The following is an 11,637-nucleotide window of genomic DNA, read 5'->3' as shown; positions in this document are numbered from 1 at the left end:
GGTGGGGGGGCGGGCGCTGCACCGCGGGGTCGGGGGGTGCGTGCCCGGCCGGCCCTGCCCGGCCCGGGGCGGGGGGGGGGGGGCCCCCGGCGGCCCGCGCGCCCCGGCGTGCTCCGTGCACGCCGGGGCGCCCGCCCGGCCCGAAACAAGGGCAGCCGTTCCGTCGAGCTGACGCCCAAGGAGCCACCGTGTCCGGTCACCGGCCCGCGATAGCACTCGGCTACGCGGCCTTCGTACAGTTGCGCCACCGTCCGTACGAGCAGTATGTCCGTGCCCGGCTGGGCGACGGCGAGGTGAGCCGCCAGGTGGTCCAGCACGCGCTGAGACGCACCGAGTTGAGTTGGGCCGCGATGCTCGCCTCCGATCCGGCGGCGTTCGCCTGGCGGGTGCTGGGAGAGGTTGTGGCCGAGGCCCTGGCGTCCGCCCCGCACCCCGACGCCGACTCGCTCCACCGCACACTGCCCGCCCGGGCCGCCGACGCGGCGCTCCTGCACGAGCACCTGGGCATGTCGGCCGACGAGGCCGCGGAGCTGATGGGGCTCGCCGAACCCGAACTTCATGTCGAACTGCGGGCCGCCCGCCGCCTGCTCGCCGAACGAAGGGGGCACACCACCGCCTAGAAGAAGACAACGGAGCCCACCGCCCCTGCGGGCCGCTCCGGCGCACCCCATCCCCTCGGAGGTGCGCCGGAGCGGCCCACGCCAGGGCTCGCCATGTTTGCGCCATGCACCACCCGGGCGGGTGATGCCGCTTTGCCATGCCTGCGCTATAGCATGACGGGCCGTCACATTAGACGGCGAGGAAAGTCGGTTGGCGACGCGAGGGGGAACGCGTGAGCGGTTCACTGCCGGATGAGATCGACGTCAGCAAGCCGACCGCGGCGAGGATGTACGACTACCTGCTGGACGGCCGGTTCAACCACGCTTCCGACAGGGCCGCTGTCGCCGAGCTGCTGAAGATCGCGCCCAGCACCAAGGAGCTGGCGCTGAACAACCGCGCCTTCCTGCGCCGGGTCGTCGGGATCATCGCCCGCGACTACGACATCCGGCAGTTCATCGACCATGGCTCCGGACTGCCGACCCAGGACAACGTCCACCAGGTCGCCCAGCGCATCCACCCGGACTGCCGCGTCGTCTACATCGACAACGACCCCCACGTCCGGGCGTACAGCGGGCTCCTACTGGACGAGAACCCACGAGTTGCGCTGATAGATGCTGACATGACCCAGACCGAGGAGATCTTCTCGCACGAGGACTTCCGGTCCAGGATCGACCTCAAGCAGCCCGTCGCGGCGCTGTTCGTGTCGGTGGCCCACTGCCTCACCGACGAGCAGGATCCTTTCGGGATGGTCCGGCGCACGGTCGACGCCCTGCCCACCGGAAGCGTCGTCGTGGTGTGCCAGCTCGTCAGCGACGACGAGAAGGTCCGCGACGGAGTCACCCGTCTCATGCAGGAAGGCACCGGCGGCCGTTGGGGCCGCGTGCGCACCGAGGCCGAGGTGCGGGCTCTCTTCGACATCGACAGGCTGCTGATCCAGGACCCGGGCCTGGTCGACGTGACGTTCTGGCGCCCGGACCGGGACGTCTTCCCCCGGCAGCGCACCGGCGAGTGGACCGAGTTCGGCGGCCTGGCGCTCGTCCTGTGACACCGGTGGGTGCGGGGCCGCGACTGCGGCCCCGCACCCGTCACCCGGCCGATCCGTCCTGCAATCGGGCGCGGTGCCAGTCGATGGCCTCCCGGATCAGCTCCCGGCTCGGTTCGCGCAAGGAGGCCCTGACCACGACGCTGTTCAGGATCTCCTTGTAGTCCTCGAAGGCCGCCGCGTTCTCCTCCCCCGGGTAGTAGTAGTGCCCCTCCCGCTCGCCGGTCTCCACGTAGATCAGCTCCGGCATCGCGTCCGGCGCATCGAAGTGCAGCAGGGTCAGGTTCGTGACCTGCAGCGCCAGCGGAAGCTCCACAGGGATGATCCGCACCCCGATGTTCGGGGTCTCGGTGTACTCCAGCAGCTTCTCCAACTGCTCGATCACGATCCTGCGATTGCCCATCACCCGGTACAGCGCGGATTGGTGCATGCAGAACACCGCCCGGACCCCGGACTCGCGCACCACACGCCGACGCACCTTGCGCGCCTCGATCGCCGCCGGCGCCTCGTGCCAGCGGCTGCGCAGCACGGTGGCCTCGGTGACGGCCGCCATGTACGCATCGGTCTGCAGTGCCCCCGAGACGACGTTCACGTCGACGGCGATCAGCAGCGACGCCTGCCACACCATCCCCGACAGCCGCTGTTGCGCCCCGGCCCCGGAGTCCCGATGGAACCCGGGCGGGTTCTTCTGCGATGCGGCAACCGCGAGTTCCATCAGCGCCGCTCGGTCCGGGCCGGGTGCCATGCCGAGGGCGTCCAGGATCGTGGCGACGTCCTGCGGGTCGTTCAGGCGGCGCTGTCCGTTCTCCATCCGGCTCAGCTTCGACACCGAGATGTGGGTCCGCGTCTTGAGCCATCCCAGTGTCCGCCCGCCGCGCAGGCTCCGGAGCTTGCGGCCGAGCTGTGCGGCGGGGACGGACCATTCCGGCGCGCCCTGGTCCGCGGCGCGGGAAATCGGCTCCAGGTTGTCGTTCGAATTCGCGCTGTCGAACGGGTCAGCGGACACGAAGCCCCCCTTGTGAAAAACCGAGTTATCTCGGCCAGCCTGACACAAAGGGGGCTCCGGCGTCACGCGGGGTTTCCAGCGGCAACGGGAAACCCCATTTGGTCACGCCAGAAGGTCGTCGAACTCTGCCTTCTTCGCACCGTCCAGCCAGGCGTCGATCTCAGCCCTGGTGAAGACCAGAGCCGGGCCCGCCTCGTCCTTGCTGTGGAACACCGCCACCCGGCCGTCGGCCAGGCGCTGCATCGCCACACACTCCCCTAGCCCCTGGCTCTTCGCAGCCGTCCGCGCCGGGTAGGGCGACTCGATCACAGCTGCCGGCATCCCGTTGTAGTACCCACCAGTACGGTCCACGACCCGCCTCCTCTTGTACGAAATTTGCCGACCACGCCCTCCGGTCATACTTTCCAAGATCTCCGCAGGTCAGCGAACCGGGCAATCCCACATACAATTGCCCGGGGAAGGCAAAGTGAATCATTGCGCCCGAAAATCGAACAGCGCCACTCCCCGATCGGGTGATTCGGAAGCGAAAACGATAAATTCGGATTAGCTTGTGATATTCCCACCCCCGTAGGGGATCACAGGGCGGGTTGCAGGAGCGGGGCGGCTCCACCTGGGGCAGGCCTGCTGCCGAGCCTCCCGCTCCTGCGGATCGCGGGTAGTCTGCCGAACTGGCCGGCGCTCGGGCAGGGTCAGTGGGTCCGGCGCTGCCCACCAGTGGCCCCGGTGGTGCGGGTGATGAGCGCCGCGCGCCCTTCGCCGGCCTCATCGACCGGCGGTATCGCGGCCGGTCGGCGGCCGGCGCGGTTCAGCAGCCACGCGGGCGGTGGCGCGGGCCGGGTCGAGGAGGCTTCGGTGAAGTGGATGTCGGCGAGCGAGGAGCCTTCCGGATGGGCTTTTCGGGCCGTGCTCCATTCGGCGAGCACACGAGCGGCGCTCCTGGTCATCGATACGGAATCGAGGACCAGGGCGCCGCGGTGTCCGCCGGTGGCCCGCCGCCAGGTCTCCTGCATGGCAGCAACCGCTTCGTCCCACCGACGGTGGAGTTCGTCCAAGGGGTGCAGCAGAGCGTATGGAGACGTTCCTCACCGTTCGTCTCCTCCAAGCGGCCCATCTGGCCCGCGTGGGTCATGGCCGCGTACTCCCAGACGGCGAGGCAGGCGAGGCTGAAGTCGCCGGAGTCCAGGTCAATCGCGGCCTCCGGGTCGCGCATGAGATCGAGGTCATGCTCGGAAAGGCGGGGCGCGTCGAGGTGGGTCCGCACGCCGATCAGGCCCGGTTCACCGCTCTGCGCTACTTCGCCCTCGACGGCACCGACCATCCCAGCCACAAAGAGCAGGGCAGCATGATCCGCCGCTACATCATCCGGCGGAACAGGCACATCATCGACGAACGCCTGCGCGCAGTCGTCGCCAGGGCAAACGTTGCCCTGATGCGGCAGCCAGGCAGGGCAGCCGCGCGGGAAGTCGGCGGGGCCGACTTCCCGCGCGCGGGTGTCACTCGTCGGTGGCGCCGTCGGTGAGTTCGCGGACGATGTCGAGGTGACCCGCGTGGCGGGCGTACTCCTGGAGGACGTGGAACAGGATCCAGCCCAGGGTGGGACGCCCGGTGCCGTCGTCGGGGAAGCGGCCGCCGGCCGCAGCGACGGCGGACAGAGGCGTTCCCGAGGCGACGGCCCGGGTGTACTCACCACCGGCACGCAGGGCGGCGAGGAGATCGGCGGCGCTCTCCTGCCGGGTGACGTGCCAGCGGCCCTCCGGACCGCGGTCGCCCCACGGGGCCGGGACCAGCTCGGCGCGAAATCCCCATCGCAACCAGCGCTGCTCCATGTGGACCAGGTGCTTGAGGAGTTCGAGCATCGTCCAGCCGGAGGGGAGACGGCTGGTGCGCAGGTCCTCGTCGGACAGTCCCTCGACCTTGACTCCGATCGCGAAGCGGTAGTAGTCGAGGTAGTCCAGCAACAGGGCACCGGGGTCGGAGAGTTGCGTGCTCGGCTCGGGCAGGGGCGTGATCATGGCGTCGAGTCTGCCACGGCGTGTCACATCTCTTGCCTTGCGCTGTCGTCCTTGCGGACGCGGGAAGCGGGAGAAGGGATCGTGAGGACGAAGGCCGTCATCGTGTGCGCGCAGGCCCTCCTGGCTGATGTCGTCGACCACGCCCTCGGCGACCAGCAAGTCGCTCCCAGCTTGGCCAGGCTCCAGATCGAGAAGGGCAGGCCGTGTTCGGCCTACTTGGATTTGGCGGCCCTTTTGATCCCCCAGCGCTCGGGCAGGGTGAAGGTCCTGGCCGTCCACCGTTGTATTCGGGTCCCCAGCTGGTCCCCAAGCTCCGGAACCCTGGTGCATCGCTGCGAGTAACTACACCAGACCCCCTGACAATATGCCGGAGACCATCCAATCCACTGCTGTGTCGAACCTCACTGTCGCCGCTTGCCGCGCCTGTCGGCTGACCTGACCGAAGGCATCGCCGACCGGGGTTTGCCAGATACGGGTGGCGGGGCTTCACATCGGGGCCCACTGGCAGACTGGTGTCGGCGGAAGCTCAGGGCCGGATGGCGACGGCGGCCAGGCACGATGCCTCGGCCTCTGTGATCTGTTCGGTGACGTTCGGGTCGGGGCGCCAGCGCAGTGCGGAGGCCTTGCCGGGCTCGACCAGGTCCCAGTCCGCGAAGAAGCGGCGGAAGTCCTCGCGGGTGCGGGCTCGGACAATGGTGCCGGCGTCGCGGTAGACGCGGGTGATGCGGTCGGCGTCGTCTGTCAGGGGGAGATCTCGGCGTTCGTCGGTACGAGCAGGGCGCACAGGAGTGCGGTCGCGTGCCGAGCGTTCATGCGGACCTTGGTGAGGATGCGCCAGTTCTTCAGGTCGGCGAAGCCGTGCTCGTTGGCCGCTCGATCGCGGCTGACCAGCCGGTTCGCCTCCTTCTGGGCCTGGGTTAGCGGATGGCCCCGGGTGGCCCTGCGGCCGGTGACGATCACCAAGTCGTCGGGATCGTCGTCTGGACCGACGAAGCCCAGGTCGGCCAGCGCGCCGAGACCAGCGACGAAGGCGGCGACGTCGACTGCCCCCGCCACCGGTCCCAGGCGAACCGTCATTCGCGGCGGCTGTCGAGCGCCACCAGATGGCTCAGATGCGGGATGCCGCCGAGGCGGTCTCAAAGAGGATCACCACCGGCACCGCCCACGCAGCCCGCGGTTCGGTATTCGTGACCGCCCAGGAATTCCGGGCGGCTTACGCCGCAGCAGGCGAATCATGATCGGACCCGGCGGGCGCAGCGTTCTCTGACCGGCCCACCCAGTTCCCAACATCGCTTCTGCGGGGCCCGTGGGGTAACTGGGCCCGCACATCGCGAAGCTGTGGCAGGAGGGGCTGTCCGCAGTAGAGGTGTTGCCGAAGCCCTGGCAGCGGCAGAGCTTCCTGGCGGAGAATCTCACCACTGGTCAGAAGCGCTTCCGCTCTGGCGCGGATCGGCTCCGGCAGCCAGGCGATCGCGGCCTTTACCCGTTTCGGACTGGTGGGTGCCAAGGCTCGAGGAGGCATCTCAAGGAGTGCCTGGTAGAGCCCTCCCGCAGGCTCGACAGGCGGAAGCCCGACCTCGACGGATCTGGCGCTCGTCTGCTGGCCGCATTCAAGGCCGTCGATGTCGAGGTCCCCGTAGAGGAGGATGTCGGTCACTGGGTGATCACGTTCTTCGAAGGCGTCGGCTGCGGTCGGGATCGACGCCACCAGCTGGTCACCGGAGCCGTACGCCAACCAGCCGATCTGCGACCGATCCGGCCAGGTATGGAGGACCTCGCGCAGGCTCGCGAATGTGGCGGAGTTCTCGACGATCAGCATCCACGGCGCCGAGCCGATTTCGAACATCGCCAGCGGCGGCGGTGTCGGACGCGCGCGCAGGTGCGCTGTGATGTCGAGCAGCCCGGATTTGACGAGATGATTCTTCTCGATCCCGCTCAAGCGCTTCTCGTCGCGGTACAGCAGGTAGGAGCGCTCGGCGAGCGGAAGGATCTCCGTCTGCGGGGTGTCGCGGAGCTGGGAGTTGATCGGATCGAGGAGTTCTCGGTCAGCCGGGCTCAGGCGGAGGCGGCTGGCGAACGAGAGTTCGCGGACCCACGCGCGCAGGGCGGCAGGGCGCTGCCGGGGGCGGGGTCCGGCGGTTTGGCTCACCCACCGGGGAAGGGGCGGAACGGCGCTGGTGTCCCAGCCCTCTTTCCCTCTGGGGAGAGTGACAAGGTTGCGCGAGACGAGCTCGCCGGCTGCCGCGGCAAGGATGCTGCGCCGGTGCGGGGATGTCGGCAGGCTGCTGTCGCCTTCTTCGGCGGCTGCCGCCAGCAGGTCGAAGTCGACCCGCCGTCGACTGTGCTGCGTGAGCCGAACGGCCATGCGCTCTGCGGGTGTCACTCGCTTACCTCCTCGTGGCCGCCGTTGTCTGCCGGTGCGGGCCGCGTACGGCGCAGCAGGCGGGCTGTGGTCATGGTGTCGGTGTCGGTGCGGGTGAGGGCGTCGGTGACGGCTGCGCCGTAGCGTTCTTCGATCTGGACATAGCGCTGTCGGGTGCGGGTGTCGGCACCGTTGCGCAGGCGGAGGATCAGGGGGAAGCGTCCGAGGGCGGGGAGGTCGTTGCTTCCGGTGGTGTAGACGAGCTGGATGTCGTGGGCTTCGGCGACTCGGCGTTGGAGGCTGACGAAGGGGAGGTAGTTGGCTTTGCCGAAGGGGTTGTCGAGGACGAGGGTGCCGACGCCTCCGGGGATCTTGCGGTCGCGTTGGGCGGCCCGCATGCGGGCGAGCGTGCAGTAGAGGAGGACGGAGGTGGTGAGGAGTTCGCCGCCGCTGAACTTCTTGATCGCGGTGACGGATTCGCGTTCGACAGTGTCCGTGCTCTGAGTGGGTTTGATGACCTTGGCGACGATGTTGCCGTTGCCGCCGATGCTGGCCAGGACGAGGCGTTTGGCTAGTTCCACGGCTTCCGGCAGTGGGATGGGCTTGCCGGTTCTGGGGGCGAGGGCCGTGGTGAGTCGCTCGATTTCCGTTGCGATCCGCCGGGCCAGTTCTTCGTCCGTGGGCTTGTGGCGGATCTCGAAGTCGAGGAAGCGCTTGTCTGTCCACTGGCCGAGACCGCGGGGCAGGCGGGAGTAGCGGGAGACTTCTTCGAGGTCGTCGAAGACGGACTTGACGAGGGTGACGCAGGCTTGGACGACCAGGATCTGGTCTTCGGCGATTTCGGCGAGTTGCTTGGTGACTTCCCGTTCGCGTTCGTGGATGTCGTCGAGGAGGGCGGTGAGTCGGGCGGGGGAGGCGGGGTCGCTGGTCAGGCGGGCGAGGAGTCGGCCGTCCACGACCTGGTTGTATTCGGGCTGGTTGGCGAGGGACTCGACGGCTCGGGTGGCGCGGTCGAGGGCTTTTTGGAGCCTGTCGCGGGCGCCGGCCGCGTCGTCGAGCGCGGCGGTCAGTTTTGCTTGGAGATCGCGGGCCTGAATGGCGGTCAGGGTGCTGGCTGGGTGTGCGGTGAAGTCGTGGTGTTCGGCCAGCAGGGCGTCGGTGGAGAGGGGTGAGCCGTTGTCTTCCTGGCCGGGTTGCTCGCTGCGGTGGCGGGCGGCTGCCGATGCGAGGTTCTGCTCGGTCTGTGCCAGCAGGTCCGCGTGGTTGGCCGTGTCGCCGGCTGCACGGCGGCGGCGTTCGGCGGCGAGTTCGCGTTCGTGGATGCGGTCCGCTGCCCCGTCCAGTTCCTGGTTCGCGGTGTCGAGGGCCGCGCGGGCTTCGGCAGCGGTACGGAGGGCGGGGAGAGCGGCCGGTGCGCCGTGCTTGTTCAGGTCGGCTTCGGCTTTCTCGAGCCGTTCCTTGGCCTGTGCGTGGAGAAGGTCCGCCCTGATGCGTGCTTCTTTCGCCGCGTCCAGTTCCTGCTCCGCGTGCTCGCGGCGGTCGGCGCGGCGTTGGGGTTCCGCAGCGTCCGTTTCGGCCGCGATCGCCGCGGCGCGGGTGCGGGCGGGGTCGCTGAAACGGTCGAGGACGGCAGTCAGTTCGGTGATCGCGTTCCTGCAGGTGTCGAGACGTTGTTGGAGGCCGTCGTCGCTGACTCCGGCCTTCCAGTCCTGTCGCGCTTGGAGCCAGCGGGTGCGCAGGTTGTCCAGCACGACCGTCGGCTCCTCGGTGCCGGCGGCGGTGCCGGAGGGGGCGATGGTGCGGGTGTCCGGGAGCTCGGCCAGGATTTCGGTGAGTTCCTTCTGCCACCCCGTCCGGGTCTGGTTGCAGCGCTGGACCTCGGCGGCGAACATAGCGACGTCCTCCAGCGCCTTGTCATTGCGGCGCTTGTGCTCCTGGCCGATGCGCTGGTGTTCGCTGACCTCTCGTGTTGCCGCGGTGATCTCTGATTCGAGTCCCGGCAGACCGGCGGCCTCTGCCGCCAGTCGGGACGCGCGCTCGATCAGAGCGGCGAGTTCGAGGAGTTCGAGGTGAAGCGTCTGGATCCGGCTGTCGGCGTGCTGCTGGGCAGCTTCGGCGTCCTGGGCGTCCCGGGCGAGCTCGCGCTGCCGGTTCTGCAGGGCGGTCAGCTTGTCGTCGAGGCGGGCAAGCTCGGCCTCTAGGGCGGCGCGCGGCCGGGTGCCGAACTCGGCGAGGTGGTCGACGAGGCGTTGTGCGAGTCGCTGGTCGCTCTCCCTGCGCTCCACCAGGACGCGTCGGCGTGCGGCGAGGTTGTCCAACCTGCGGGTAACCCGCTGCAGTTCGTCGTCCGCGGCATCACTGTCGAGGACGCCCGGGTGGACGGGCAGCACCACACACGGCCGGTCGAGGCTGCCGGCCACCAGCTGCTCCGCGTCCGTGTGCGCCGTCACTGCGATCACCGAGGTGAGAGCGACGTTCGCGCGACGGGCCAGGGCCGCCAGGTCGTCACCTGGGACCGGGCCGGAGACCACGATCCCTCCGACCAACTGCGGATGGGCGGCGATGACCTCTGCGTGGCGGTCGGCGGTGACCGTATCGCGAAGGTACTGAAGGCCCGACAGCACGGGGGCGCCGAGGTTGCGCAGACTCTGAGCTGCTTCCTCGACCTCGTGTGCGGCCGGGAGGTAGCCGGTCTCCTGCACGGCCTTCCCGACGCGCCTGTCGTCCGCCGCGGCGGCCTGTTCCGCGGCGAGGGCCTCGTCCGCAGCTCGGCACTCGTTTCCGAGCAGCGCGACCAGGTCGTCACCGATGGCGTCCAGGTCGAGCGGCGCGTCGCCGTCGATCCCGGCCACCTCCTTGAACCGGTGCTCGGCGGCCAGCTCGCGACGCCGGGCGCGGAGGTCGTCGAGCCGGTCCCACAGTTGCCCGTGGCGTCCTGAGACCTCGCCGAGTTCGCTGCCCACGTTCTGCCGCTCGACGGCGATCTCGCCCTGCCGAAGCCGGGCTTGCTCCAGCAGGCCCCTGACATGGTCGAGTTGCTTGTCGGCGCTGTCGCGCTCGCCCTGCAGGCGCTGGAGGGCCTGCTCGGGGTCCTCGGCCTTCTGGAGGATCCCTTCTGCACGCGCAGTCGCGACGAGAGCGGTGATCTCGTCCCGGCGGCGGGTGGCGTCCTTAAGCGCCCCGTTCGCTGCCGCTGCCGCCTCGAAGGCCGCGACCTGCCGGGCCTGGGAGTCCTGAGCCTCGGTATCGGCACTGGCCTTCTTCGCCTTCGCGGCATCGAGGTCGACCGTGATGCCTGCCAGCGACTGGGTGAGGCCGGCGTGGAACGCCGCGCCGGCGCGCTCGAGGGCTCGGCGCTGCGGGGCCCGGCTCTCGTCCTGTTGGGCGAGGAGCGCCGCAGTTTCCTTCGCTTCGGCGGTCCTGGCATTCAGTGTGAGGAACGGTTCCACGGCCTTCCAGGCTTCGTGCTCCAGCTGCGCCGCTTCAACGTCCCTCAAGCGGGCTGCCGCGTCGCCTGCGGCGTCCATGGTTTCGAGTCGTGCGGCCACGGCGGTGAGAGCTGCCACGTGCGTTTGCTGGCCGATCAGACGGGCCTTGGCGTCTTGCACCTCCTGCTCGTCGGTATCGGCTTCGGCCTCGATGTCCTGGGCTTCTTGCCGCAGCCGCCGGACCTGGTCGGAGATGTGCTCGGCGGCCCGGTCTGCGACATGCACCTGCTGTTCCAGCCGGTGGCGTGCTGCGGTGAGCGCGGCCGTCCCTGTCTGTACCGGGCGCAGGCGCAGGAGGGCTTCGGCGAGGAAGCGGCCTTCGGTCTCCCGTTCGGGGCGGGTGGCGAGTTTGTCGGCGTGCTCCTCCACGGCCTCGCGTGCCGCGATCGGTCCCGCGGGGTTCACGATCATGTCGATCAGGAAGTCGACGAAGTCCTCGCATGTGGTGAAGCGGAAGAGGTCGGTGATTCCGCCTTCTCCCTTGTTCATGTCCCGCTGGATCTTGAACACCTGCGGGTCGAGGCCGTACTGCTCCAGCTGCTCGGTCCAGTTCCACTGCTCCTCCGCGATGACGAGTTTCGCGGACCGGTTCGCCTTGGCGCTGTCGCTGATGGCGCGCAGGTAACTGGTCTGGCTGAGCAGCGAGGTGTCTCTGCGTACCGGCAGGGTGTCGAGGTCGAGGACGCCCGGTACGGGTCGGAAGAGGTACCAGCGCCGGATGAGGCGGTCCCAGCCGCTGCTGGTGTCAGCGGGGCACTGGCCGTCCTTCCACTGGTAGACGCCAGCGGTGATCAGGGCGGGGCCGGTGCCAGGCTGCTCGGAGTCCTCCCATTCCAGGATGACGTGCGAGACCTTCCCGCCAGGGATGTAGTCGGCCAGTGACTTGTCGTCGGCGTGCCCGATGAAGTCGATCTTGGAGGGCAGGAGCAGGCTGAAGATCAGGGCCAGCAGGCTGGACTTGCCGCCACCGTTGCGCAGCCACAGCACCGTGTCCACGGCCGAGGTCATCGTCAGGGGCCGGCCGTCTGCGGTGCCTCGGCCGTTGGTGAGGTCCAGGACCAGGGATCCGAACCGGGCGGAGCGGTGTCCGACGTTCTCCAGCCTGATGCGGCGGATGAAGTACATGT

At 69.1% G+C, this 11,637-nt stretch carries 11 protein-coding genes; 3 read left to right on the top strand and 8 right to left on the bottom strand.

Annotated features, from left to right (window positions below):
- Positions 1-188 precede the first annotated feature (188 nt).
- Together ACIOGZ_RS29360 and ACIOGZ_RS29355 are read left to right on the top strand one after the other, a co-directional pair.
- Positions 189-620, top strand: a complete 432-nt coding sequence (locus ACIOGZ_RS29360; RefSeq protein WP_400988216.1) for a hypothetical protein — start codon at positions 189-191, stop codon at positions 618-620.
- 212 nt (positions 621-832) lie between these two features.
- Positions 833-1,645, top strand: coding sequence for an SAM-dependent methyltransferase (locus ACIOGZ_RS29355; protein ID WP_400988215.1), 813 nt, complete (start codon positions 833-835; stop codon positions 1,643-1,645).
- Positions 1,646-1,685: 40 nt separating this feature from the next.
- On the opposite strand, the gene ACIOGZ_RS29350 is transcribed toward ACIOGZ_RS29355, so the two are convergent.
- The 3 genes from ACIOGZ_RS29350 to ACIOGZ_RS29340 form a co-directional block, all read right to left on the bottom strand.
- A complete protein-coding gene (locus ACIOGZ_RS29350) occupies positions 1,686-2,648 on the bottom strand; it encodes a Scr1 family TA system antitoxin-like transcriptional regulator (protein WP_400988213.1) in 963 nt (320 codons plus the stop codon).
- A gap of 102 nt (positions 2,649-2,750) precedes the next feature.
- Entirely contained in the window at positions 2,751-2,969 is a 219-nt protein-coding gene (locus ACIOGZ_RS29345) for a DUF397 domain-containing protein (protein WP_400988416.1), read from the bottom strand.
- Between the two features lie 368 nt (positions 2,970-3,337).
- Positions 3,338-3,700 (bottom strand): hypothetical protein, encoded by a 363-nt coding sequence (locus tag ACIOGZ_RS29340; RefSeq protein WP_400988211.1) that lies wholly within the window; start codon positions 3,698-3,700, stop codon positions 3,338-3,340.
- Between the two features lie 17 nt (positions 3,701-3,717).
- On the opposite strand from ACIOGZ_RS29340, the gene ACIOGZ_RS29335 reads away from it, so the two are divergent.
- A complete protein-coding gene (locus tag ACIOGZ_RS29335) occupies positions 3,718-4,167 on the top strand; it encodes a hypothetical protein (protein ID WP_400988429.1) in 450 nt (149 codons plus the stop codon).
- Here ACIOGZ_RS29335 and ACIOGZ_RS29330 read toward each other — a convergent pair.
- The 5 genes from ACIOGZ_RS29330 to ACIOGZ_RS29310 all read right to left on the bottom strand — a co-directional run bounded on the left by ACIOGZ_RS29330 (position 4,142) and on the right by ACIOGZ_RS29310 (position 11,635).
- Complete coding sequence (locus ACIOGZ_RS29330) at positions 4,142-4,660, bottom strand: DinB family protein (protein ID WP_400988210.1); 519 nt, start codon at positions 4,658-4,660, stop codon at positions 4,142-4,144. The genes ACIOGZ_RS29335 and ACIOGZ_RS29330 overlap by 26 nt on opposite strands.
- A gap of 526 nt (positions 4,661-5,186) precedes the next feature.
- Positions 5,187-5,444 carry an SAM-dependent methyltransferase gene (locus tag ACIOGZ_RS29325; protein ID WP_400988208.1) on the bottom strand — a complete coding sequence of 86 codons (258 nt, stop codon included), beginning with the start codon at positions 5,442-5,444 and terminating at the stop codon, positions 5,187-5,189.
- Positions 5,402-5,716: a transposase family protein gene (locus ACIOGZ_RS29320; protein ID WP_400988206.1), complete on the bottom strand. Its 315-nt coding sequence runs from the start codon at positions 5,714-5,716 to the stop codon at positions 5,402-5,404. The genes ACIOGZ_RS29325 and ACIOGZ_RS29320 overlap by 43 nt, the downstream gene beginning before the upstream one ends.
- 157 nt (positions 5,717-5,873) lie before the next feature.
- Positions 5,874-7,043, bottom strand: a complete 1,170-nt coding sequence (locus tag ACIOGZ_RS29315) for a hypothetical protein (protein WP_400988204.1) — start codon at positions 7,041-7,043, stop codon at positions 5,874-5,876.
- Complete coding sequence (locus ACIOGZ_RS29310) at positions 7,040-11,635, bottom strand: hypothetical protein (RefSeq protein WP_400988203.1); 4,596 nt, start codon at positions 11,633-11,635, stop codon at positions 7,040-7,042. The genes ACIOGZ_RS29315 and ACIOGZ_RS29310 overlap by 4 nt, the downstream gene beginning before the upstream one ends.
- Between the last annotated feature and the right edge of the window lie 2 nt (positions 11,636-11,637).

It is taken from the genome of Kitasatospora sp. NPDC088160 (genome assembly GCF_044741445.1).
Classification (GTDB): domain Bacteria; phylum Actinomycetota; class Actinomycetes; order Streptomycetales; family Streptomycetaceae; genus Kitasatospora.
This window is presented reverse-complemented; position numbering and strand designations above follow the sequence as displayed.

What these genes read in the sequence shown, in the direction of transcription:
- ACIOGZ_RS29330 (WP_400988210.1), bottom strand. Translation starts at nt 4,660, where the DNA reads ATGATCACGCCCCTGCCCGAGCCGAGCACGCAACTCTCCGACCCCGGT.
- ACIOGZ_RS29310 (WP_400988203.1), bottom strand. Translation starts at nt 11,635, where the DNA reads ATGTACTTCATCCGCCGCATCAGGCTGGAGAACGTCGGACACCGCTCC.
- ACIOGZ_RS29345 (WP_400988416.1), bottom strand. Translation starts at nt 2,969, where the DNA reads ATGCCGGCAGCTGTGATCGAGTCGCCCTACCCGGCGCGGACGGCTGCG.
- ACIOGZ_RS29335 (WP_400988429.1), top strand. Translation starts at nt 3,718, where the DNA reads ATGGAGACGTTCCTCACCGTTCGTCTCCTCCAAGCGGCCCATCTGGCC.